Raw genomic sequence first — 23,900 nt, 5'->3', positions numbered from 1 at the left:
TGTTGACCGGATCGTCAGTAATATGTACTGTACGGCCCGGACCGAAAAAATTGTATCTTCTACAGCTCTCCCCCTTTTAAAAGGGTCCTGCTGCGCTACATGATCATATATCCTTAAAGAACTTATTCGGCCCCGCTTCGCGCTTCGGCCTATATATCTATACCGCTATGCGGTAATCGATCCCTTATTTTTTACCCCCCCGTTCCCGAAGGGACTGCAAAGATAGGAAAGTTTTCCGGAAAAACAAAAAAAAATATTTTCTTTTTAATCCCCCCTTATGGATACCCCTAAGGTATCCTCCCCTCCCTCGCGGAGTGGGGCAAAGCTAGAAAAATTAATCACATAATCCAACACATACCCCACCTTTCACATCCCAAAAAACACAAATCACTGGAAAAGTGGTAGATATTTTTTTGCTAAGGAATAAAACAGCGATTGCAGTATAGTACTTGGAAGGAATTAGAACTTATAGAACAGCAACAATAGATTGCTTAAACCGAGTACGAACTGGTTTTCCATTTTTCAATGCCGGCGTCCATTTTGGTGATTTCTTCATCACACGTAATGCTTGTTCGGCAAACTCTGGACTTATTTTATTCTTATTTACGATCTCAATATCACAAACAATCCCATCTTCGCAGACGGTAAATTCCATTATCGCTGTCTGTTTAAGTCCATAGTCCACATACGTTGTACTATCTATCGAGCTGATAAGATCACGAATATCAAGATTTTCCCGAACAAAACGGTTCCACCCAGGAACTCCTCCTTCAAATTGCGCATATGTATCTACATTATAGACAAGGAGAGAATCTCTGGGCTCTTGCGCAGATAACATTCCGAATGTAACACTTAACAGGAAAGCAAACAACCAATACCTCATGACTCCTCCTTTGTTTGTTCACTTAAAATTACATAAAAATTATGCCTTTGCCAAATCCGTTATTTTTGGAACCCCATCCTCATTATCATAGAGAAACGTCATAGGCTTCTCTGGATTCTTAATAATTTCAAAAAGCGTATAGCCCCATGGTTTCCAGAAATTCTCCAACACTTGCCCATATGTTTTGGCCTGCCAATTATCGAAAATAGGTTTCAATGTCCAATCATTTAAAGGCATAGGTTCTATATAAACCTTTTCGGGAGTTTCCATATAGGTATATTCTGGCAAACGATTAAACAAATAAGCGGAATAAAAATACCGCGCACAAATTTCTTCGAATTGTATAGGATGTAAAATATGTCCTTTTACATGTTTCAGAATATCTTCATGATAAATAGCATTTGTGCCGTTGTCCTGTAAAGTGGCTATGACAGCAAAATCCTTCATCCGTAAAGAAAAAATCAACGTATTGATTTCATCCCGGTATAAAAAGGTCTCCGGTGCGCTATCAACAGGGAACACCTGTATATTAAATGGATTGACGTGCTCAAATTCCATAGGCACAACAAGTGATTGTAACATAAAGTGTAGATTCCGAAATTTATGTACCAACGCCTGGGAAAAATTCATCTCCTCTCCACTAAGTACCGCTTGTCGAATCCCCGATTGTATCTCATTGAAAACAACACCATATAAAATTTTCCCTATCCACTGAAACAACGTATGCCCGTCCAGCTTCTTCACTTCATTATAACCTGCTTTCATGGCTTTTTCCACTTCGTCTTCTACCTGTTCAAATAGTTGGGCAACCCGAAGAGAACAAGGTAATTTGAGTGATTTATAGGTAACAATATTTTCGTCCAACATCTTAAAGGGTTTTTCCTCCAAATCGAAGGCACGCATCATCCAGACAGGAAACACCTGAATTTGTTCCTCCGGAGACCGCAGCGTTTCTCCTGTCAAAAAACACGTTTGGTTGTCGAACTTAAACGTAATAAAAGGATTATAAAGTCTTGATGCCATAGTGTGAACAAAGGTAGGGGTTTGAAGTTTGTTTTTAGTCTTTTTTATATATATTTGCGCCGGATGCTAATCAAATGCACAAATTAAACTCTGCATGAAAAAACTTTTCAGCCTGCTTTATTTTCAAGTAATTATAGCTATTCTTATCGGTGTTGCGCTAGGTCATTTTTATCCTGACCTCGGTATTGCACTAAAACCATTTGGTGATGGATTCCTCAAATTAATCAAGATGATCATCGCCCCATTGATCTTCTGTAGCATTGTGCTGGGTATTGCCGGCATGGAGGATATCAAAAAAGTAGGGAAATTGGGTATCAAATCCATGATTTATTTCCAACTGACAACCTTTGGCGCAATGTTTATCGCTATGGCGGTTGTAAACCTTGCTAACCCAGGAGGTGGTATGAATATCAATGTCTCCGAACTCGACACCTCCGAAGTTAACACCTACATCCAAGAAGGAGAAAAACAAAAAGGCGTCGTGCAGTTTTTACTCGATATTATCCCAAATAATGTTATCGGCTCTCTTTCAGAAGGCAATATATTACAAGTCCTTTTCTTTGCCATCTTGTTGGGCTTCGCTTTCGCCAAAATGGGAGAACGTGCCGAGCCCGTTAAGCGCATAATGCAATCTTTTCTAGATGGTATCTTCATCGTGATTAAAATGATTATGAAAGTAGCCCCTATAGGCGCTATGGGCGCTATTGGTTTTACGGTGGGGCAATACGGCGTGGGCATTTTAAAATCATTGGGCTTGATGATGGTGTGGTTTTATGTGGCGTGCTTGATTTATATTTTCATCTTTCTCGGCATGTTGTTGTGGCGATATAAAATCAGTATATGGCGTGTATTGGTGTATATCAAAGAAGAGCTCCTCATTGTGCTAGGTACTTCATCTTCCGAATCCGTCCTGCCTGCCATTATGGAAAAACTCGAACAAGCCGGCTGCAGTAAACCGCTCGTGCGACTGGTCATCCCTACAGGCTATTCGTTCAATCTGGATGGAACAGCGATTTATTTAACCATGGCCGCGATTTTCCTATCACAGGCAATTGGTCAACCTATGGCCTGGAACGAACAATTATTTTTGCTTTTTATACTGACCTTCACCTCTAATGGGGCTGCCGGTGTTACGGGAAGCGGATTTGTTATTCTAGCGGCGACGTTGCCCATCGTGGGACACATCCCGGTAGAATCTATCGCTATTGTATTTGGTATAGACCGTTTTATGAGTGAAGCCAGAGCGCTGACCAACATCATCGGGAATACTTCCGCTGCATTCATTATGGCTAAATGGGAAAAAGAAGTGGACGAAGAACAACTGGAACAAGCACTGTCTAAAAAGTAGTAACGGAGTATTTTCTATAAAATAATTTACTAAAACAAAAGACGAATATTTTACTTTCATTATTTTTTGAAAATTCAAAAACTACAATTACATTTGTATTGTAGTAACACAGAAATTAAATGAAAAGTACCCTCATTAAAATATTCGGAACTATACTCACGGCATTTTTATCGCCCTCGTTCGCCCTCCTTTTAAAACACAAACAAATTTGGCGAGCGATAAAAACCGGATATTACAACGAGGGGTATACCGGATATCCAGATTACCCGATTGATAGTTTTATCGATATACTAAGACATGTCTATACCGATCCAATCGATGTTCAAATTTTAATGATTCTCATATTGCTCGTGTTAGTTTTGACACCTCTCCGCTTTTATAAGGAGGACAGATACGAGAAAGGGCAACCGATTTCTTTCCTGCGACAATGGTTTATCTTAGGCATAGTATTTTGTTTAGCGTGCCTTGTATTTGCGCCCTATCTATACACAGCAGATATTTACACCATACTAGGAGTATTACTGTTGTTACCACTATCTTTTGCCCTTTACGTCAATATATTATTGTATTTATTCGTTGACCGATGGATAAACAAAATTCAAAATCACAAAAAGTAACAATTATGGAACTGCACGACGCAAAACAACAATTTATAGACACTTGGGGAGCTTTAGGCTCTGAATGGGGGATCAACAAATCTGTAGCGCAGGTACATGCACTACTGCTTTCGGCTAGTGATCCGCTTTCAACGGACGAGATTATGGAAAAGCTGGTTATTTCACGGGGGAATGCCAATATGAGTATCCGTCAACTAGTTGATTACGGCATAGTCTATAAGAAACACATCGCGGGCGACAGAAAAGAGTATTTTGTTGCCGAAAAAGATGTGCTGAAATGGGCGATGAAAATCGCCGTTATGCGCAAGAAAAAAGAGTTAGACCCGGTGATGGATATCCTGAAAGAGATCACGCAAGCAACCGAAGACGACAAAACAGAGGATGGTAAGGCTTTCCACCAAACCGTAAAAGAGATTCAGCAACTCACCGACCAACTAGAAACTATAGCAAACAAAATATTTCAGTCTAATCGGGCAGATTTACTGATAAAACTGTTCAAATTTATTGTGTAGCCATGAATTACAATATCCTTGCATACCTTATCTTCGGCACAATCACCATCTACATTATTTTGTGGGTGGGGAAGCTGTTTCATCGCAATGGAAGGATATTCATTCTTACACTTTTGGCACAACGGAAGGATATAACGGATACGACAAACAATCTTCTCCTTGTCGGATATTACCTATTTAATATAGGATATGCTATTTTACAATTCAGCACCTGGCGTGAAATTTCCGATTGGAGTTCTTTAATTTCCAGTATTTCTGTCAAAACCGGCTTATTGGTCTTACTATTAGCTGGACTTCATTTCAACAATATGTTCATCATCTATTTATTATCAAAAAATAAAACACATTCTTTAACCCTTAAACAATAAAGTCATGGAAAATTTAACCGTTATCGCATATGCTATTTATCTGCCTATCGCAGTTGGCTTGACCTACTATGTCGCTTTTGTCTTATTCAAAAATAGTATCGTGTATATGAACGATATCTTCGAAGGGCGTCCTGATGTTGCCAAGGCCACCAACAATCTTTTTCGCATTGGTTTTTATCTATTAAATCTGGGTTTTGCGCTGTATATCCTGGAGATATACTTACACAAAGCTACGGTACAGGGACTGATCGAACAATTAAGTTATAAAATTGGTGGGTTCAGCATCTACCTGGGGGTTATGCTCTTCTTAAATATGTTTTTGTTTTTCCGAGGCAAACGGATTGCTAAACAAAGAAAAACAGTTCCTCCACCAATCCAGTAAAATTATTGTCCACTTCTTCTGTCATCTCTTCAAAGCCGAGACAGGTTGCCTCGTCTCGCTTGACGCGAGACGAAGCAGGCCTGAGGGTCGAGTACGGGATAAGGTCAGTAGAAACCACCTACTCCACCCCGACCTTAAAATCCTGAAATACCAATGCTGCTTCCACCAGCTGACCGTCTCTATTTTTTACGTCTTTGAACATAGAAGTCCTCCCCTTCTCCAAAAGGCTTTTCACCTCTTTCTCTTCTAGAAACACACCATTTAATGTACGCCAGATTTTAAAATCACACCCTCTGGCGTAATGATCACATTGCGCTACTTTATCATACAAAAGCATATTTCCTGAGACGCATTTCGGGCATTTTATCGTTCCTTTTTGCTGAGGTTTTATTTCTTCTTGTTGAATAGCCACGCGCAATTGAAGCAGTTCTTTCGTGATTTTCACCGTATAATCCTTAATATGCTTCATAAAAACATCATACGATACTTTATTGGCACGCATCTCTTCTAACTTCTGCTCCCATTTTCCTGTCAGCGTCACCTTCGCTATCGAGCGATCCTTGATTAATCGATAAACCGCAAGCCCTTTTTCCGTAGGTATAAGTTTCTTTTTATCTCGTTTAATATACTCCCGCTGAAAAAGTGTCTCAATAGTCGCTGCTCGTGTAGCCGGTGTTCCTAGACCACAATCTTTCATAGCTTGGCGCATTTCGTCGTCTTCTATTTCCTTACCAGAGGTTTCCATCGCTTTTAAAAGCGATGCTTCGGTATGGATAGGTTTAGCTTTTGTAAAACGTTCTGCTAATTCCAGGGACAAAATTTCGAGCAATTCTTCAGCTGACAACTTAGGTAGCTGAGCATTCTCGTTATCTTGGTCGTCTGTATTTTTTTCGTCATCGGGTAAATCAATCTGCTCAGCAGACAGCCGCCAGCCATATTGCTTAATAACAGTTCCTTTAGCAATCAATTCCACTCCTTGCGCATCAATTGTTACGGTTGTAATATCTTTCAAGCACACATCCGAAAAACTTTCTACCATACGCTTCGCAATCATGTTGTATATATGCTGTTGCTCTTTCGGCATCGGCCCGGGTTTTTCATCTGTGACCAACAAAGCGTGGTGATCCGTCACTTTCTTATCATCAACGGAACGTTTATTTAATTTAGCACCAATTAGGTTACGGCTTATCGCGGCGATTTCTTCCACTGCAGTATCTGCAAGATGCTGAAAAAGCTCCTCTATTTTTTCAAAGACATCCTCTCCTATATAGCGAGATCCTGTACGCGGATATGTAATAACCTTCTTTTCGTATAATGTCTGCGCAATACTTAATGTTTGATCAGCCGAATAACCAAATTTCTTGTTAGCATCTTGCTGCAGGGATGTCAAATCGAATAGTAAAGGTGGTTGTTCCTTTATTTCTTTAGCCTCTACTCTCACCACTTTTGCGTCCGTTCCTACGGTGAGTTTCGCTACCGCTACTTCTGCTTCTTCCTTTTTATCTATTTTAGGAGACGTTGCCTTAAACCTGATATTATCTTTTTCGAAACCTGCCTGTATTTTGTAGAAAGCTTGCGGCTTAAAATCCTTGTTCTCCATGTAACGGGAACAGATCATCGCCAATGTCGGCGTTTGCACCCGTCCTAAAGATAACAGTCCTTTATTTCCAGCAGCCAACGTCAAGGCTTGTGTAGCATTTATACCAATCAACCAATCAGATTCCGCCCGTGATTTAGCAGACATGTAAAGACTATCATAGGCTGTTCCGTCTTTTAAATTAGCAAAACCCTCTTTTATAGCTTTGTCTGTTTGAGAAGAAATCCAAAGTCTTCTAAATGGTACTTTGGCATTTAGGTAATAATATATATTCCGAAAAATCAATTCTCCCTCACGCCCTGCATCTGTCGCCACAATGATTTCTTCTGCCTGCGTAATTAATTCCTTAATAGTATTCAATTGCTTCCTCGCCCCAGCATCGTCTATCTGCTTTCCATCTCTTTTTACTTTTTTTACTTCCAAACGAAATTCAGATGGTATAATAGGCAGATTAGACACCGTCCATGTAGGATAACCGTACGCCTGAGGTGTACACAGCTGTATCAGGTGTCCAAAGGCGTATGTAAAAGCATAGCCGTTGCCTGTAATGTACCCATCTTTCACCTCCTTTGCACCCATCACACGAGCCAAATCCCTAGCCACAGATGGTTTCTCTGCTATAACAACTTTCATTTCAATGCCCTATCCTTCTTTTTAATTATATATCTAAAATTACGTCAACGACGGGATGGATATGCCTTTTATCTTTCGATACAAATCTACAGCATAAATATCTGTCATTCCCGACACATAGTCCAATACCGTTCGGATTTTGGTGTATGTATCGGATTGTGTAGTATGGAACTGGTTGGGAATCATCGCCACTATTTTTTTATCAAAATGTCCTTTGTCTTCTTTTAAATAAGCGGGAATAAATTCTTCCAATAAAGCGTTCATTACCTTAAAACCGGCAATTTCAATCTGCACTACGGTGGGCGCGTTATAGATACGCGCTACCGATATTTTTGATATTTTCTTCATCTGCGCTACAATCTCGTCATCCAACGCATCCATTAGCGACTTCTCAAATGCGCCAGCCAAAAACTTACCCTGGTTTTTCGCAAATACGGTTGCACAACCATGAATTAACGTATTAATTGCTTTAGCACGCAGAAGCTCTACGCGGCTTCCTGTATCCGCCAGTGCATCAAGACGATTTCGCAAATCTTCTCCTCCACACAAAGGCAGTAAGAGTTCCTCTACTTCTGCGTAAGAAAGTATCTTTAAATGATGGGCATCTTCCAAATCGATAATATTATAGCATATATCATCGGCTGCTTCCACTAAGTACACTAAAGGGTGGCGTAGATACCCATTCGGATTAGTCGGGTCTTCTTTCAATCCGAGCTCATCGGCAATTTTTCTAAACGCTGCCGTCTCTGTATCAAAATAACCATACTTTTTACGATGATGATTGCTTTTAATATGCCCCTCAATAGCAGAACAAGGGTATTTAACAATAGAAGCCAATGTTGCATATGTCAATGCAAATCCTTTCTCGTCTTTCCCATTGAAAGCATGTGTTAGTATGCGCAACGCATTGGCATTACCTTCAAAGTGTGTTAAGTCAGCCCATTCTTCAGCACTGACAAGCTGTTTATATTCTTGTCCTTTACCCTCCGTAAAATAGGACGAAATGGCCGCCTCACCCGAGTGTCCAAATGCAGGATTACCCAAATCGTGTGATAAACAAGCCGCAGAAACGATGTTGCCAACTTCTTGCAAAAATGGATACTCTTGATCAATGTTTGGGTTTTCTTTTTTCATAATATTATAAAAAAGACGTCCCAACGACCGCCCCACGCTTGCCACCTCCAAACTGTGTGTCAATCTATTGTGTACAAAAACCGCTCCCGGCAAAGGGAAGACCTGCGTTTTGTTTTGCAATCTTCTAAAAGGTGAAGAAAATATCAATCTATCGTAATCCCGTTGAAATTCCGAACGCGCATCGATTTGGTCACTCACTTCGCGATACTCATACCCCCAACGTTTTGCGGACAATAACTGTTTCCAATTCATGTAAAATATACGTTTTACGTTTGGTAACAAAGATAAGGTTTATTGGGTATATAGTTACTTTGTTTGAGCTTATCAAGCTTATTCTGTATATTTATCGCGTAAATCCTATATACCATGGTTATCTATACACTTCCAGATTATCAAGATTTTGAACACAAGATCGACGGCAAAAAAACGCATCTTTTTATCTTAAAAAACCGCATGGGGATGCAAGTAGCCTTTACAGATTATGGTGCACGTATTGTCAGTGTTTTGGTTCCAGATAAGACTGGAAATCTGCGGGACGTCGTACTGGGATTTAATTCTATCCACGATTATTTGCAGGCTGACGAACAATACCACGGTGCCACGATAGGGCGTTTTGCCAACCGCATCGCCCATGGCTGCTTTTATTTGGACGACGAAAAATATACTTTACAGCAAAATAACGGTCACAACTGTTTGCATGGTGGTCCAACGGGATTCCACTCCAAAGTTTGGGACAGACGAATATCGTTCAAAAAGAAAATAGATTTCTGCTATGTCTCGCCAGATGGCGAAGAAGGCTTTCCGGGAAACTTGAAAGTCACTGTATCTTATGAATTGACAGAAGACAATGAAATTATCATAAAATACCAAGCCGAGACAGATAAAAAAACGGTCATCAATCTCACTAATCACGCTTATTTCAACTTGGATGGTGAAGGACAAGGCGATGTGCTCAGCCATATCTTACATATCCCGTCCAACCATTTTTTGCCTATTGACGAAAATCAGATACCATTGGATAGCGAAGCACCAGTAGACGGAACTGCATTTGATTTTCGCATACCTAAGAAAATATCAGCAGACATCGATAAAGATGAAGAGCAATTAAGACGAGGCAACGGATATGATCACACATTGGTGAATCATCAACCGATTTCACAAGTAGCTGCCTCTGCCTATTCTCCTGATTCAGGAATTCGTCTCGAGGTATTCACCACAGAACCGGGGATACAGCTCTACACCGGTAATTTCCTGTCTGGCAAGGACACAGGAAAATCCGGCCGTAAATATTCTTCGAGATCAGCTTTCTGTTTTGAAACACAGCATTATCCGGATAGCCCAAACCATCCACAGTTTCCATCCGTAATATTGGAACCAGGTCAAGTATTTGAATCGGAAACGATATATAAATTTTCCATAAAAAAGCAGATGGTTTAATGACGGCGATGGCTTACTTCACAAGTGAATCCAAAGCTTTCTCCACTTTCTCGAAGCCAAACCCGGCCTTCACTTCATTAAACATCCGTGAAATTTCATCGTTGCAAAGGTTACCTATACTCCCCTCATGGGTATGGTGCACCTCTTTTGAAGGTCGGAATGTTCCATTATCAATATCTAACCCTATCTGACGATAGGCTTCTCGAAATGGCATCCCTTGTAATACCGCGTTATTTACGACTTCCACACTAAACAAATAATCATATTTAGGATCGTCCAAAATATGCTCTCTTACGGAGATATGTTCCAACATAAAAGTCGTAATTTCCAAACAGTCATTCAAAGATTGGAAAGCAGGAAAGAGATTCTCTTTCAATAATTGTAAATCCCGATGATAACCTGACGGTAGGTTTGTCGTCATTAATGCTATTTCGTTAGGTAGCGCCTGAATCTTATTACAACGTGACCGTATCAATTCAAACACATCCGGATTCTTTTTATGCGGCATAATACTGGATCCCGTAGTCAAATGAGCCGGGAAAGATATAAAGCCAAAATTTTGGTTGATAAATAGACATACATCCATCGCAAACTTGGCTAATGTAGCCGCTATAGCACTCATTCCCTGCGCCAATATCCGTTCCGTTTTTCCTCGCCCCATTTGTGCGTAGACCACGTTATAATTCAAATCCTCAAAACCTAATAATGCAGTCGTCAGCTTACGGTTCAACGGGAATGAAGAGCCATATCCAGCAGCAGAACCCAGTGGGTTTTTATTACATACTTTCCATGCCGCTTTTAACATTTCCAGATCATCCACCAGACTTTCAGCATAAGCACCAAACCATAAACCAAAAGAAGAAGGCATCGCTATCTGCAAGTGCGTATAACCAGGAATTAACACCTGTTTATATTGTTCGCTCAATTGGATAAGTTTATGAAAAAGTATATCTGTTTGTTGTACTAAGCGTTGTATCTCGGAACGAAAATAAAGTTTGAGATCGACCAGAACCTGGTCATTGCGGGATCTTCCAGAATGAATTTTCTTTCCAGCTTCTCCTACGCGCTGTGTGAGCAACATCTCAATTTGGGAATGCACATCTTCTACAGAATCCTCTATGACAAAATTCCCCGCTAGAATATCACGATAAATATGCTTTAATTCTTTTTGAACGACACCCAAATCCTCATCACTCATTAAGTCTATACTGCTTAACATTAGGGTATGTGCCAATGAGCCTAATACATCCGCAGCTGCCAAATGTAAATCCATTGCGCGATCATTCCCGACGGTAAACGCTTCTACAAATGAATCTATATCAATGTTCTTCTGCCAAATCTTCATTTAGTTATTGTTTTTATCAGTGTAATAACCGTATTTATTCTTAGATAAAATCGCTCTCCTATTGAAGCTCATACGGTTTCATTTACTAGTTCCAGTCACAAATTTATCGAATCTTCGTCAATAAACATAAGGTCGATTTACCACTTCTAGAAAACAGCAAATATTATTATAAAAAAGTGATCACTTACTTTTTTTTAAAAAAACTCTTTGTGTGAATAATTTATATCCATATGTTTGTAATCGTAAAGGGGAAATGGAATAACAAAAATAAAGACAAGTGAGTTAATACTCACACTTTATTTCACCAAAGCTAACAAACTAAATTTGATAGACGAAGGTCTTAAAACTTGAAAAGAAATCCGGCTGACCACTTATAAACTAATTTTGTTCTGAAGCGTATCACGGAGAGGGTGATACGCTTTTTTTTATAAATTATATAGTACCTTTGTGATGACATAGTAGCGGGCTAAAATCAATATAGATATGGGAACAGAGAGCAAAAGACAACAACGGTTTGCGGGGGTCATTCAAGAAGATCTTGCGGCACTATTCCACCGAGATGGCAATTCCTGGGCGCCAGGAGCTTTTATAACAGTAACGAAAGTGCGGGTTACGCCGGATTTGGCAATCGCTCGTATATATCTAAGTTTCTTAAATACAAAAACAGCAAAAGACGATTTAAAACAGATCCAAAACAGAACCAGCGAAATACGTTATAAATTGGGCGTAAGAATCAAAAATCAGGTTCGCATCGTTCCTGAACTGGAATTCTTCCTAGACGATACCAACGAATACGTTGAGCACATGGACAAATTATTTGAAAAAATAAGTAAGGAACCCAGACAGCCAGATTAATCGACTGTTTATTACACATCCATTATGCCTTATTCTTTGGATGATCGTCTCATCTTTCCTCATCCTTCTCTTGCAGATGATGATGGCTTACTTGCCATTGGAGGGGATTTAAGTGCTGAGCGACTGTTGTTGGCCTATCAACATGGTATTTTTCCGTGGTTTTCTGATGAAACACCTATTTTGTGGTATGCACCGCATGAACGTTTTATACTCGATCCGAAGGAACTGAAAATAACAAAGAGTATGCGCCAATTTATACGCAATTCTCCCTTTCGCACAACACATAACACAGCTTTCTCGGAAGTCATCGGCATGTGTGCAACCACTACGCGAAAGGATCAGCAAGGAACATGGATTACGATGGATATGCAGGCAGCCTATATCCGTCTACATAAATTGGGGTATGCGCATAGCATAGAAACATACGACGAAAACGGGATGCTTGTTGGTGGACTTTACGGTGTACAGATTGGGTCGATATTTTGTGGCGAAAGTATGTTTTCACTTGCTTCCAATGCCTCTAAACTGGCATTAATTTATCTTTGTCAACAATTTAATTTCGAATTAATTGATTGCCAAATACACAGTGAACATTTAACTTCTTTGGGCGCAAAGTTCATTTCCGGTTTCGCTTATTATGAACTTCTACAAGAACAAAAAGTTAAACCGTTTGCTAAAAACATAACACTTATCAATAAATAATTAGATGAAATTTAAAATTGGAGATTTTGTTCGCTTTGTTGACGAACCTATTGAAGGACATATCACTTCTTTTCATAACAACGATATTGTGGGTGTAACGGATGATTCTGGTTTCGAAATCCCCGTCCCTATGAATAAGATTACATTGGTGCATGGCAATATGCGTCGCGATGATGACGAGGTAGAAACAAAAACAGCAATTCCTAATGCTCCTTTTGTAGAACGTGGAATTTACCTCGGCATAACAGGAGAACAAAAAGATGGTCTTGCCAAATTCTATTTTATCAACCATACTTCCTATGATATTTTGATAGTCGCAAACGAAATTAACGGCACAAAGCGCACAGGAATATTCGCGGACAAGATATTGGCTAGAGATTTCGTTCAGTTTTATTCTGCAAATTTCGCGAACGTTGGTAAATGGCCAAACTTCGAAATACAAGTCCTTCGTTCAAGTATGTCATTACATAATGCAACACCCCCTTTACATAAGGAGTTTCGTGTGAAACCGCTTGACCTCATCCATTCCAAAGAAAATGATGACCTTTTAGAAACAAAAGTGTGGCGTTATGAACTAGACAAACCGGAAGAAAACATTGGACTAGACAAATTAAAGGATCATTTTATTTCTCACCGTCCAAATCGACCCTAAATGGAGTAAAATTCCGGAGAAAAAATTAATGACCTATCTCACTTATCACCATTCGAATTTATGATTCTAATCACATCAGCAAAACAAAAAAAACACAACAAACTATAAATCAACATATTTAACAAAAAATTAACACTATTTAAAACCATTCTAAATTCATTGTATTGACAGATTTTTGACAGAAAGCAAGGGCTTTTACTCTACATTTGCAAGGATAAAAATATTGAGCAAGATCTAGGCTTTGAAGAATTTAAAAGTAATAGCATTTACCCACAAGCATGTCGAATTAAAAGACTTGGGGAATTTGGTCATCTGCAACGAAGAGTTAGAAGATCGCTTAGTTAATCTGAAGACTACGTTGGATATTCCTGAGATTTTCTATATCGCAACTTGTAACCGTGTGGAATTTGTATTTTGTGGTGGCCATGAGCTGAGCGATGAGTTTGTTGCCAATTTCATGCAAAAGATGAACTTCTGCGTTCCTGCAGAGCGTCTGCAATGCTATTTAGGGCAGGTGACACGCTATTCTGGTATGGATGCGTTGAACCATCTTTTCCGTATGTCTTGCTCACTTGAAAGTTTGGTTGTTGGCGAAAAGGAAATTTTGGCTCAAGTACGCCGTGCATATGAAAGATGCCGAACAGCAGGTTTTACAGGCGATTATTTGCGCTTGGTTATGGATCGTTTAGTCAAAACAGCTAAGGAAGTATACACTTATACAAATATTTCCCGTAATCCAATTTCCGTCGTTTCATTAGCTTATCGCAAACTTAAAGAGACGAAACTACCGGCAAATCCTAGAATTTTAGTTATCGGCTCAGGAGAAACTAACCAAAACCTGGCTAAATATCTGAAAAAACATCAACACTCAAATTTTGTGGTTTTTAACCGCACATTGAAAAATGCGCAGAAATTAGCCCGGGAACTGAATGCTGAAGCCCATTCGTTATCGGAATTAGCACATTATAAAAAAGGATTCGATGTGATGATTGTTTGCACAGGTTCGCCTGAGGCGATCATTGATATAAACCTTTACAAATCTCTCCTCCATGGAGAGACAGACAAAAAAGTAGTTGTTGATTTAGCGATTCCAAATGATATCGATGCGGAAGTAGTAGCACAATTCCCTATACATTATATCGAAGTCAGCAGTCTACAAGCGATTGCTGAGAAAAACAAGCAAGACCGCTACGCAGAGTTGGAAAATGCCGATGCTATTATCCAACAAAATATCCAAGAGTTTTTACCAATTGTCAAGCAACGTCGTGTCGAAGTTGCTATGCGCGAAGTACCTGAAAAAATCAAAGAGATTCGATCCTTTGCCCTAAATGAGGTGTTTGCGCAAGATCTTCAAAATCTCGATCCTCAAGCACGCGAAGTATTGGAAAAGGTGATCAGTTACATGGAAAAAAAATATATCAAAGTACCTATGGTCATGGCCAAAGAGATTTTGGTTAAAAATTCTCAGACAGAAATCAACTAATAGTCATTTAAGATACAAAATATACCATAATTCTGACAAAGACAGTCGGGATTGTATAGCTATTTGGTTAAATTTGTGCTCATCTTCAACTATTAAAGCAGCAGTAGACAGTGAACAGAAAACTTATCATTGGAACTAGGGGTAGTCAACTGGCATTATGGCAGGCAGAGTTTATCAAAACAAGGTTGGCTGAAATTGGCGTAGAATCCGAATTAAAAATCATCAAAACCCAGGGGGATATCATTCAGCATTTACGGCTGGACAAGTTAGAGGGGAAAGGATTCTTCACCAAAGAACTAGAAGAAGAATTATTTACAGGGCAAATAGATTTGGCTGTTCACTCTCACAAAGACTTGCCAACCGTCAATCCTCCCGGACTAGTCATTGCGGCGGTATCTGAGCGGGAAGATCCATCGGAACTGTTGATTGTCCACAAGGATTGTGTTGATATTAAAAAAAGACTGTCTCTGAAACACAATGCATCTGTCGGTACATCATCCAATCGACGTAAAGCTCAATTATTATCGTTACGCCCAGACTTAGAATTTACCGACCTACGAGGTAACTTGCAAACACGTATTCAGAAACTGCGCGATGAAAAGTATGATGCTATCGTTTTAGCAAAAGCTGGCATCGCCCGCTTGGAGATGGATTTGTCAGACTTTCATCTGGAAGAGATACCACCTATCGAGGTAATTCCTGCTCCCGCACAGGGTGTGTTGGCCGTACAGATTCGTGAAGCAGATAAAGAATTGTTTGATCTTTTACAGAAAATACACGATAAAAAAGTCGCAAACATCATCGGAGTAGAACGAAAAGTACTGAATCTATTTGACGCAGGTTGCCATGCTCCTTTAGGTTGTTATTGTCGTGAAACGGAAGATGGACAGTTCGAAGCCTGGACGTCCATCGCGGAAGACAATGAAGATTTTCCGAATCGCCTATATATACGAGCTGAAACCACAGGTGGTATGGCCGATCGGATTTTCGCTAAGTTTCAAAAAGAAAGAAAACTACCCACTAGTGTTTTCATCACGCGCGACTTAGACGAAAACTCTTACTTAGGCCGTTATTTGTCAAAACATAACATTCAAGTGGATGCACGTTCGTTAATCAAGATATATCCAACGATCAATAAGTTGGATTCTTTTATCCTAAAACGTGCGGATTGGATTTTCTTTAACAGCAAAAATGCTATTGACCATTTCTTCAAATTAGATCCCTGGATTTTAAAAAAGACAAAACTCGCCGTATTAGGTAGAGGTTCGGAAGATGCGTTACGTAAATATGGTCGTATAGCTGATTTTTCCGGCGATAACTTAGGCATCAAGACAGAAGATATTGCAAAAGAATTTGCTAAACTTGTCGATGGCCAAACGGTCTTCATTCCCCGGGCGAAAGATTCTTTAATGTCTATACAAAATGCCCTTACGCCCAATACGAAAGTTATTGATATGCCTTTCTATGAAACAGTTTTACAAGAAAATGTAGGTAAAACCAATGCAGAAGTGCTAATTTTCACAAGTCCGAGTAATGTAGAAGCCTATTTCCAAGAAAATCTCATTGACCCCGGACAGAAAATTATTTGTATTGGCCATTCTACTGCTAAGGCAATAGAGATGATGGGATTAAACTACACACTTCCTTTCACACCTGATGAAATAGGCCTATCCGAAGCAATTTTCGGATTGGACTTTGAATAATCATCTAAATATTAATATCTACAAAATGTTGCATCGTCCAAGAAGAAATAGAAAATCCGCGGTTATTCGGGATATGGTTCAGGAGCATCACATTACGCCCGCCAATCTTATTTTCCCCCTATTCATTGTAGAGGGACAAAATCAGAAAACGGAAGTTTCTTCCATGCCGGGGATTTATCGGTATTCTATTGACAACCTATTGCGCGAGGTGGAAAGCTGTATGAAACTCGGGCTATATGCATTCGACCTCTTTCCCAATATTAACGACTCGCTTAAAGATAAATATGCTACTGTAAGTTATCAAAAGGGCAATCTATATTTAACAGCTATCGATGAGGTAAAGAAGAATTTCCCAGACGCCTGTGTGGTAACGGATGTAGCGATGGATCCTTACAGCTCTGACGGACACGACGGAATTGTCGAGAATGGTACTATTCTGAATGATGAAACCTTAGTTATTTTAGGGAAAATGGCGCTTGCTCATGCAGAAGCGGGCGCAGACATTATCGCTCCTTCAGACATGATGGACGGCCGCATTGGTTATATCCGTCAAGTGCTCGATGAGAATGGATTTTCGCACGTTTCACTAATGTCTTACACCGCAAAATATGCTTCGGCTTTTTATGGCCCTTTTCGGGACGCCCTTAATTCCGCACCAAAAGCAGGCGATAAAAAAACTTATCAGATGAATCCTGCTAACTCACGGGAAGCACTTATTGAAGCACAATTGGATGCCCAAGAAGGTGCCGACTTCCTGATGGTTAAACCTGGACTTCCTTATTTGGACATCATTAAATTATTACACGATAATTTTGACTTACCTATTGCCGCCTACAATGTTTCAGGAGAGTACGCTATGCTGAAAGCCGCTATTAACAATGGCTGGCTGGATGAGGAACGTGCTATTATGGAAACATTAATGAGTTTCCGTCGCGCTGGCGCGACCTCCATTCTCACCTACCATGCAAAAGAGGTACTAGAAAGGGGGTGGTTAAAAATATGACAATGACACAATTACAAGATATTTCACGTAAAAAATCCGCCGAACTTTTTGAACAGGCAAAAAACTATTTCCCGGGAGGTGTAAATTCTCCCGTACGGGCATTTAAATCAGTATATGGTACGCCGCTTTTTATTGAACGGGGCGATAAATCCCGAATATGGGATGCCGATGGTAATGAATTCATTGATTATTGCTGTTCGTGGGGTCCGCTGATTTTAGGACACAACCATGATAAGGTACGGGAAGCGGTAGCTCAGCAGTTAGACAAAGGGTTAAGTTTTGGTGCACCTACTCGATTGGAAAACGAGTTAGCTGAATTAATTTTAACGAATAACCAATACATTGAAAAAATTCGCTTTGTCAGTTCGGGTACAGAAGCAGTTATGTCCGCTATCCGTTTGGCTAGGGGAGCCACTAAAAGAGATAAGATTGTAAAATTCGACGGCTGTTATCATGGGCACTCCGATTCGCTGTTAGTCAAAGCCGGCTCTGGATTAGTTACCTTTGGCGAAACGTCGTCCGCAGGTGTGCCTAAAGCATTTGCTGATGAAACTATTGTCATTGCATTAAATGACAAACAAGCTCTGGAAGAAGTTTTTTCTACATTTCCCGATCAAATTGCAGCGATTATAATAGAAGGTATTCCAGCGAACAACGGTCTATTAATCCAAGATCAGGATTATATCCATTTCTTACGCCAAATTACACAGGAACACGGTACTTTACTCATTTTCGATGAAGTAATCACTGGCTTTCGCTTAGGATTTGAAGGAGCTGCACGCTACTATGATATACAACCCGATATTATTACCTACGGAAAGATTATTGGGGGAGGTATGCCCGTTGGCGCATACGGAGCTTCTAAAGAACTAATGGCACAGATCTCACCTGATGGAGGTGTCTACCAAGCGGGCACGCTATCTGGAAATCCCGTAGCGATGTCTGCAGGAATTGCAGCTCTCCGCATATTAGCAGAGCCAGATTTTTACACCAAACAAGAAGAGAAAACGAGAAGTTTTGTAGATGCCATACGCGCTTATATAGATCTTAAAAACTATGCCGTTCAGATTTTCACGGTTGGCTCTATCTTTTGGTTCGCCTTTACAGATCAAAAAACGATCAAACGCGCAGACGAAATCGATCCACTTTCGATGGAAAAATATAAAGTGATGCACCGTTCACTCCTGAATCAAGGCATATACTTCGGTCCGTCAGGATACGAAGTCGGGTTCATTTCCAGTGCACACACGCAGGATGATCTCAACCAGACTATCGAAGCGATCAAGATCGCACTAGATTCCGTTTATGCATAATAAAACTTTTTTCCATTATATTTGTTCATTAACACAAATAGTAAATCATAAAAATAATTAAATCAAAAGGTATGAAAATGACCAATTTGAAAACTGCCTTAGCATTTGTTGCTGCATCAGCAACACTTGTGGCATGTAATCCAACGACAAAAAATACAGATGGTGAAACGCAGGATACTACAGCTTTAGCTGACTCTGTTGGAAGTATTGCCGTAAATCCTTTAGCGCATGCGAAGGAGTTTCCGGGAGCAACATTGGAAATCGCGTCGATTACAGCTGAAAAAGTTGGCGCAGATTCCGCAAAAGTTACCGTTAAATATAATGTTGACAATTTTGAACTGACCGCACAGACAGAGCATGACCATCACATGGCAAACTCGCATGACGGACAGCATATCCATTTCATTTTAGATAATGCGCCTTATGCGGCGTTGTATAAGCCTGAACATAGCGTGACGGTCGCCCTTAACTCCGAGCACTATTTGATGTCGTTTTTATCACGCTCGTTCCATGAGTCTATCAAAACAAACGATGCTTCCAAACTTGTGAAATTTAAAATTACGGCAGATGCTAAAATTGAAGAACTGCCAGAGCCAGGAGAAGTTGCATTATTCTATAGCCGTCCAAAAGGTGAATACAAAGGGGAAGATACAAAATCTTTACTCTTAGACTTTTTCATTGTTAATGGTTCTTTAGGTGCAGATGGCAACAAGGTTAAAGCCAACATCAACGGACAAGAATTCACATTGGACCAATGGGTGCCTTACGAAGTATTGAATCTTCCAATGGGTGAAAATACATTTAAACTGACTCTTGTTGACAAAGATGGAAATGCCGTAACCGGTGATAATGTTTCTGTAGAAAGAAAAATTACGCTTTCTGCAGAATAAGGATTATAAAATCAATGAAAAAGTAAAGGCAGACTATTGGTCCGCCTTTACTTTTTTGTTTGTGTATCGAAAAATTGACAAAGCCCCTAGCCCTACGATAATACCAATTGATAAGGTAATCCATAATGCCTTATGATCTGCGATAAGTGCCAGCACCATAAAAATGAATGCTGTAATAGCCATTGTACGCGCTAAAACTTTTAGGCCATAGCGGTTTTGTTCTTCGCTGCTCTGCTGTTCCGTATCTTCCTCTTCTGGCCGATTTGCAATACGCTGTTGCTCTTCCTTATAATATATATAATCTCGAGCAATTCCCTTTCTGCTTCTTGCCCATACCTCGTATCCCACTAACAACGCAAAAGGGGTAACTGCGCCTGCCAACATCTCTTCTGCCCTACCTAACGAGATGCCGGTCAACAAAGGATGTAGAAATTTAAAATATACATTGATGGCCAGCCCTAAAATAGTACACCAAAGAATGGAACGTCCCGTGTGGTGCTTGGAAAACAATGCCCATATCGGTGGTCCGTAAAGTGAACAGCCTGTTACCGCGCCAACACTCAGTACAATCTCTACAATCCCTCCGGCTGATGGCACCATTAGAGCGACCAAGATCGTGACAATGCCAAATATTATGACTGCAGTTTTAGCAACAAACATCAATTGTTTCGGTTTGGTAGTAGGTCGAACAGATTTATACAAATCGTTCGTAAACACTGCTGCTGCCAAATTCAACGTCGTATTAACCGAACTTGCCGTTGCGAAAACCATGCCGCCCAGCATCAATCCGATAAGCCCTTTGGGCAAAACTTCCTTGCACATCATTAAATACGCCCCTTCATTTTCCAGGCCCGACAGGTCGGGGTTTACGAACCTGTAGATCATCGGAGGCAACATCCATATAAAAGGACTAATAAGATAAAGGCCGGCAAACAAATACCCCACTTTACTGGCCGATTTGGGACTGTCTACAGTCGTGTAGCGCTGCACATAAGCCCAATTCCCTCCGATAAATATTCCATTGTAAATAGCAAATGCCAACAGAAACAGCCAGGAATATTCCTCGTTCACTATATTGAAAAAGTCGGGAGGCGCATTTTTAAAAAATTCCCCCACACCTCCTATACGGTCGAAAGCCAACGGCACAACAATAACAACCGCAGCCGTCAATACAATAAATTGAACAACGTCGGTGATCATCACGCCCCACAGCCCCCCAACTACTGTATACAAGATAATGAGCACACCCAATACCACGATACAAGCTTCAATAGAAAAACCAGTTGATACATTAATAATTTTTGCGACAGGATAAAGAAAAGCACCTGTATACATCAAGGAAATTAAAAGAATAAGGTAACTATAGAATTTTTGGACGCTGACACCCAACCGGCGCGATACAAATTCTGCTGCTGTCAGTGCACGGGATTTCTGCCAAGCCGGTGCAATAAACATGCCCACAAAGAATCCCGCCAAACACATGGTCATTTGAATCGCAATCGCCACAAAACCATGTTGATAAGCTATGGATCCCCACACGACAAACGTACCCGCCGAGAAAAAGCTCATGAACAACGACAGAGAACTGATTCTCCAAGGTACGGCTCCTCCTGCCGCAAAGTACGACTTCATGGAGCTCCCCGTTTTTCCGAAAGACAAACCTGTTGCTACAATAATAACTGTAAACAGCAACATAATGCCATAATCTAAAATATCCATCTTTCTATCTATTTATAGCAACGAACGGAAAATAAGGAAGCTGGAACATTGTCCGAAGGACGCTCCATCACAATGGTCAATGCGCTTGTTGCAATAGGCTGATCTAATTCAATGCTATTCATACTTTGATAGTTACCCTCTTTTTCAAAGACAATATGTCCTTTCTCATCCACTATTTTATAATTCCGCACACAGAATGGCATCACATCTTCGGGATGCCCCATCAACACACTTTCCATCGGATGGTCGTAATCTGTGTCGAAAAATAAGTCTATCTGACGGATTTCCTGGGGTTTTTCCCAATTTATTTTCAATCGAGGTGTTGTATCTTCCAGCGAAGCCACCCATGCGTTAGGTGCAGTAGTCGGACGATAAATGCCTGTTCTTATCTGCTCGACGCCAAATGAACGCAAGGCCGGTTCTATCTGTAAAGCCAGATTGTGCCCATCCGGTCTACGTTGTGGACACCAGAATTCAAATGCTTCCATACCGATATCTCTAGGTGGTGTTTGTTTTCCAAAGTTGGAGACTGCTTTATTGATGAGGTTGAAGGCCGTAAGCACACCAGTAACACGGGTATTCGTGCGATATAAGGATATCGCCGTATTTTCCAGAAAAGTCACAAACGCATACGCACACTCCGGCATCGTTGCCGAAAACGACAGTTTAATTGTTCTTCTGCCCTTCTCCAGTGGAATACATTTAGTTTCTAATGTAACATCCGGTGTATAATTTCCCGTTCGGCTGCTTGTCCGCAGCGCTACCTGCAATTCCGTATTTTCTGCAGCATCAACTTCCACCGTAATCTCCGGTACCCTTCCCGCTTCGAGGGGTAGCATCTGCGCCACCGCAGGTTCTATCGGAAGTGCAAAGTCTGCAGTCAATGTCCCCAGTTCAAAAATGCTCGAAGCATGAAGCATTGCCTGCTGTACAAGATCCTTTTCGTCCTGCAACGCCAATTTGGGAATATGTTGTCCAGATTTAAGAAGTTCCTGCTGGAGCTCTGAGATGAAACCTTTCGTTAGTATATCACGGGGGTAAAGGTATTGTTTTTCTTTAGCGATATAGGCGGCCATTCCAATAGCTTGGCCGATATGTGCCGCTGTAGCCATGACGCGTGTAGACGCAAAAGCAACGTGCGTGGCACTGATGAGCCGACCTCCTAAAAATAGATTTTTAATGTTCTTACTGTAAAGACAACGGTACGGAATCTGGTAAACTCCTTTGGCGTGCCATTGGTTACAGCCCGGTTTTTCACTGAATACACCATCGGCGGGATGCAGATCGATAGACCATCCCCCATACGCCACGGCATCTTCATGTTCACGCTGCTCAACAATATCTTGTTGGCGCAGCATATAATCCCCTTCGAAACGACGGCTTTCACGTTTTCCGGGAATCGTCCCTACCCATTCCAATGTCATAGTTTCCGCTTCGGGGAAATTGCCTGAATTCTTAACATAATCCCAGGCACCATAGATCACTTTCCACAGATCCCATTTGATCTGCTCCGTATCATGTACGGTATCCATCCGTCCACCATGCTCCAACCACCATAACTGACAGCCATGCTCTTTCGCATTGAACTTTCGGAACTTGGGCACTTCTTTAGCCACATCCAGCGCAAATCCAGGGGCTTTATATTTCACCGGACGTCCGGTATCTTTTGTATAGAAATACATGCTATGTCCCAGCAGTTCTCCATATTCCTCTGTCGGTGCAAATTTTTCTCCAAATTCTTCTTTTTTCTCCGCTCCCATTCTAAATGCAGCTCCCGAAAGAAAACCCACAATACCGTCTCCAGAGGCGTCACAAAATAATGGTGCGTAAACGATATATTCCGTCGAATTTTGACTGCAAAACCCTTTTATCGAATTGATCGTATCGTCATCCTTTTTATTCACTTCATACACTGCCGTATTTAATAACAGCGTAATACTAGGTTCTGCCTTGACCTTATCGAGTAGAATAGCATCAAATAACAATGGATTTCCTTCTTTATTGCTGTAGGTATTTTCTACCAAAATTTCATCTATCACCCCTCCTTCGCGGCTCCATCTATTATTATTGCCGAGATGGGAAGTCGCCCCCAATATCCATAGACGCACCTCACTAGAAGCGTTTCCTCCCAAAACTGGTCTATCCTGTATCAACACAACTTTGACCCCCTTCCGAGCGGCTGTTATCGCTGTACATACGCCCGAAAGCCCTCCGCCAACAATGGCAAGCTCGGTGTGGTGTGTTTCTCTCTTTAATTCCCTACTTGCTTCAAATCCTTCTTTTATCATTCCGTTATTTTAT

The 23,900-nt window shown here is 40.7% G+C and carries 20 protein-coding genes; 13 read left to right on the top strand and 7 right to left on the bottom strand.

Annotated features, from left to right (window positions below):
- Nucleotides 1-466: 466 nt before the first annotated feature.
- Entirely contained in the window at nucleotides 467-883 is a 417-nt protein-coding gene (locus FXV77_RS14495) for an energy transducer TonB (RefSeq protein ID WP_148919946.1), read from the bottom strand.
- Nucleotides 884-922: 39 nt separating this feature from the next.
- The gene (locus FXV77_RS14490) at nucleotides 923-1,906 is read right to left on the bottom strand and encodes a hypothetical protein (RefSeq protein ID WP_148919945.1); all 984 of its coding nucleotides are present in this window, start codon (nucleotides 1,904-1,906) and stop codon (nucleotides 923-925) included.
- A 94-nt stretch (nucleotides 1,907-2,000) separates the two neighbouring features.
- Between FXV77_RS14490 and dctA the strand changes: the two genes are divergently transcribed.
- The 4 genes from dctA to FXV77_RS14470 all read left to right on the top strand — a co-directional run bounded on the left by dctA (nucleotide 2,001) and on the right by FXV77_RS14470 (nucleotide 5,133).
- Nucleotides 2,001-3,254: a C4-dicarboxylate transporter DctA gene (dctA, locus tag FXV77_RS14485; RefSeq protein ID WP_148919944.1), complete on the top strand. Its 1,254-nt coding sequence runs from the start codon at nucleotides 2,001-2,003 to the stop codon at nucleotides 3,252-3,254.
- Between the two features lie 622 nt (nucleotides 3,255-3,876).
- Nucleotides 3,877-4,383, top strand: a complete 507-nt coding sequence (locus FXV77_RS14480) for a GbsR/MarR family transcriptional regulator (protein WP_148919943.1) — start codon at nucleotides 3,877-3,879, stop codon at nucleotides 4,381-4,383.
- A 2-nt stretch (nucleotides 4,384-4,385) separates the two neighbouring features.
- Nucleotides 4,386-4,751 (top strand): hypothetical protein, encoded by a 366-nt coding sequence (locus FXV77_RS14475; RefSeq protein WP_148919942.1) that lies wholly within the window; start codon nucleotides 4,386-4,388, stop codon nucleotides 4,749-4,751.
- Between the two features lie 4 nt (nucleotides 4,752-4,755).
- Nucleotides 4,756-5,133 (top strand): hypothetical protein, encoded by a 378-nt coding sequence (locus tag FXV77_RS14470; RefSeq protein WP_148919941.1) that lies wholly within the window; start codon nucleotides 4,756-4,758, stop codon nucleotides 5,131-5,133.
- Between the two features lie 118 nt (nucleotides 5,134-5,251).
- Here the strand turns inward: FXV77_RS14470 and FXV77_RS14465 are convergent, their stop codons facing one another.
- Together FXV77_RS14465 and FXV77_RS14460 are read right to left on the bottom strand one after the other, a co-directional pair.
- Nucleotides 5,252-7,363 carry a type IA DNA topoisomerase gene (locus FXV77_RS14465; RefSeq protein WP_148919940.1) on the bottom strand — a complete coding sequence of 704 codons (2,112 nt, stop codon included), beginning with the start codon at nucleotides 7,361-7,363 and terminating at the stop codon, nucleotides 5,252-5,254.
- Between the two features lie 39 nt (nucleotides 7,364-7,402).
- A complete protein-coding gene (locus tag FXV77_RS14460) occupies nucleotides 7,403-8,749 on the bottom strand; it encodes a deoxyguanosinetriphosphate triphosphohydrolase (protein WP_148919939.1) in 1,347 nt (448 codons plus the stop codon).
- A gap of 114 nt (nucleotides 8,750-8,863) precedes the next feature.
- On the opposite strand from FXV77_RS14460, the gene FXV77_RS14455 reads away from it, so the two are divergent.
- Nucleotides 8,864-9,934, top strand: a complete 1,071-nt coding sequence (locus FXV77_RS14455) for an aldose epimerase family protein (RefSeq protein ID WP_148919938.1) — start codon at nucleotides 8,864-8,866, stop codon at nucleotides 9,932-9,934.
- 13 nt (nucleotides 9,935-9,947) lie between these two features.
- Here FXV77_RS14455 and argH read toward each other — a convergent pair whose 3' ends face one another.
- A complete protein-coding gene (argH, locus tag FXV77_RS14450) occupies nucleotides 9,948-11,279 on the bottom strand; it encodes an argininosuccinate lyase (protein ID WP_148919937.1) in 1,332 nt (443 codons plus the stop codon).
- Nucleotides 11,280-11,762: 483 nt separating this feature from the next.
- Here argH and rbfA point away from each other — a divergent pair, with 483 nt between their 5' ends.
- The 8 genes from rbfA (at nucleotide 11,763) to FXV77_RS14410 (ending at nucleotide 19,880) form a co-directional block, all read left to right on the top strand.
- Nucleotides 11,763-12,134, top strand: a complete 372-nt coding sequence (rbfA, locus tag FXV77_RS14445) for a 30S ribosome-binding factor RbfA (protein WP_148919936.1) — start codon at nucleotides 11,763-11,765, stop codon at nucleotides 12,132-12,134.
- Between the two features lie 24 nt (nucleotides 12,135-12,158).
- Complete coding sequence (gene aat / locus FXV77_RS14440; protein WP_148919935.1) at nucleotides 12,159-12,836, top strand: leucyl/phenylalanyl-tRNA--protein transferase; 678 nt, start codon at nucleotides 12,159-12,161, stop codon at nucleotides 12,834-12,836.
- 4 nt (nucleotides 12,837-12,840) lie between these two features.
- Nucleotides 12,841-13,488, top strand: coding sequence for a hypothetical protein (locus FXV77_RS14435; protein ID WP_148919934.1), 648 nt, complete (start codon nucleotides 12,841-12,843; stop codon nucleotides 13,486-13,488).
- A 241-nt stretch (nucleotides 13,489-13,729) separates the two neighbouring features.
- Nucleotides 13,730-14,971: a glutamyl-tRNA reductase gene (gene hemA, locus FXV77_RS14430; protein WP_148919933.1), complete on the top strand. Its 1,242-nt coding sequence runs from the start codon at nucleotides 13,730-13,732 to the stop codon at nucleotides 14,969-14,971.
- A 110-nt stretch (nucleotides 14,972-15,081) separates the two neighbouring features.
- The gene (gene hemC / locus FXV77_RS14425; RefSeq protein ID WP_148919932.1) at nucleotides 15,082-16,674 is read left to right on the top strand and encodes a hydroxymethylbilane synthase; all 1,593 of its coding nucleotides are present in this window, start codon (nucleotides 15,082-15,084) and stop codon (nucleotides 16,672-16,674) included.
- Between the two features lie 25 nt (nucleotides 16,675-16,699).
- Nucleotides 16,700-17,677, top strand: coding sequence for a porphobilinogen synthase (gene hemB, locus FXV77_RS14420; protein ID WP_148919931.1), 978 nt, complete (start codon nucleotides 16,700-16,702; stop codon nucleotides 17,675-17,677).
- A 2-nt stretch (nucleotides 17,678-17,679) separates the two neighbouring features.
- Entirely contained in the window at nucleotides 17,680-18,990 is a 1,311-nt protein-coding gene (hemL, locus tag FXV77_RS14415) for a glutamate-1-semialdehyde 2,1-aminomutase (RefSeq protein ID WP_246162477.1), read from the top strand.
- Between the two features lie 71 nt (nucleotides 18,991-19,061).
- Complete coding sequence (locus FXV77_RS14410) at nucleotides 19,062-19,880, top strand: hypothetical protein (RefSeq protein ID WP_148919929.1); 819 nt, start codon at nucleotides 19,062-19,064, stop codon at nucleotides 19,878-19,880.
- A 33-nt stretch (nucleotides 19,881-19,913) separates the two neighbouring features.
- Here the strand turns inward: FXV77_RS14410 and FXV77_RS14405 are convergent, their stop codons facing one another.
- Both FXV77_RS14405 and FXV77_RS14400 read right to left on the bottom strand, forming a co-directional pair.
- Complete coding sequence (locus tag FXV77_RS14405) at nucleotides 19,914-21,599, bottom strand: sodium:solute symporter family protein (RefSeq protein ID WP_148919928.1); 1,686 nt, start codon at nucleotides 21,597-21,599, stop codon at nucleotides 19,914-19,916.
- Nucleotides 21,600-21,607: 8 nt separating this feature from the next.
- On the bottom strand, nucleotides 21,608-23,887 hold the full coding sequence (locus FXV77_RS14400) for an FAD-dependent oxidoreductase (RefSeq protein ID WP_148919927.1): 2,280 nt from the start codon (nucleotides 23,885-23,887) through the stop codon (nucleotides 21,608-21,610).
- Nucleotides 23,888-23,900 lie beyond the last annotated feature (13 nt).

It is taken from the genome of Sphingobacterium phlebotomi (assembly GCF_008180195.1).
Taxonomy (GTDB): domain Bacteria; phylum Bacteroidota; class Bacteroidia; order Sphingobacteriales; family Sphingobacteriaceae; genus Sphingobacterium; species Sphingobacterium phlebotomi.
Note: the sequence above shows the minus strand (reverse complement) of the source record. Positions and strands in the feature narration are given on the sequence as shown.

Excerpts from the sequence above, each read along its gene's own strand:
- FXV77_RS14495 (WP_148919946.1), bottom strand. The coding sequence starts at position 883 with ATGAGGTATTGGTTGTTTGCTTTCCTGTTAAGTGTTACATTCGGAATG.
- FXV77_RS14490 (WP_148919945.1), bottom strand. The coding sequence starts at position 1,906 with ATGGCATCAAGACTTTATAATCCTTTTATTACGTTTAAGTTCGACAAC.
- dctA (WP_148919944.1), top strand. The coding sequence starts at position 2,001 with ATGAAAAAACTTTTCAGCCTGCTTTATTTTCAAGTAATTATAGCTATT.
- FXV77_RS14480 (WP_148919943.1), top strand. The coding sequence starts at position 3,877 with ATGGAACTGCACGACGCAAAACAACAATTTATAGACACTTGGGGAGCT.
- FXV77_RS14475 (WP_148919942.1), top strand. The coding sequence starts at position 4,386 with ATGAATTACAATATCCTTGCATACCTTATCTTCGGCACAATCACCATC.
- FXV77_RS14470 (WP_148919941.1), top strand. The coding sequence starts at position 4,756 with ATGGAAAATTTAACCGTTATCGCATATGCTATTTATCTGCCTATCGCA.
- FXV77_RS14465 (WP_148919940.1), bottom strand. The coding sequence starts at position 7,363 with ATGAAAGTTGTTATAGCAGAGAAACCATCTGTGGCTAGGGATTTGGCT.
- FXV77_RS14460 (WP_148919939.1), bottom strand. The coding sequence starts at position 8,749 with ATGAATTGGAAACAGTTATTGTCCGCAAAACGTTGGGGGTATGAGTAT.
- FXV77_RS14455 (WP_148919938.1), top strand. The coding sequence starts at position 8,864 with ATGGTTATCTATACACTTCCAGATTATCAAGATTTTGAACACAAGATC.
- argH (WP_148919937.1), bottom strand. The coding sequence starts at position 11,279 with ATGAAGATTTGGCAGAAGAACATTGATATAGATTCATTTGTAGAAGCG.
- rbfA (WP_148919936.1), top strand. The coding sequence starts at position 11,763 with ATGGGAACAGAGAGCAAAAGACAACAACGGTTTGCGGGGGTCATTCAA.
- aat (WP_148919935.1), top strand. The coding sequence starts at position 12,159 with ATGCCTTATTCTTTGGATGATCGTCTCATCTTTCCTCATCCTTCTCTT.
- FXV77_RS14435 (WP_148919934.1), top strand. The coding sequence starts at position 12,841 with ATGAAATTTAAAATTGGAGATTTTGTTCGCTTTGTTGACGAACCTATT.
- hemB (WP_148919931.1), top strand. The coding sequence starts at position 16,700 with ATGTTGCATCGTCCAAGAAGAAATAGAAAATCCGCGGTTATTCGGGAT.
- hemL (WP_246162477.1), top strand. The coding sequence starts at position 17,680 with ATGACACAATTACAAGATATTTCACGTAAAAAATCCGCCGAACTTTTT.
- FXV77_RS14410 (WP_148919929.1), top strand. The coding sequence starts at position 19,062 with ATGAAAATGACCAATTTGAAAACTGCCTTAGCATTTGTTGCTGCATCA.
- FXV77_RS14405 (WP_148919928.1), bottom strand. The coding sequence starts at position 21,599 with ATGGATATTTTAGATTATGGCATTATGTTGCTGTTTACAGTTATTATT.
- FXV77_RS14400 (WP_148919927.1), bottom strand. The coding sequence starts at position 23,887 with ATGATAAAAGAAGGATTTGAAGCAAGTAGGGAATTAAAGAGAGAAACA.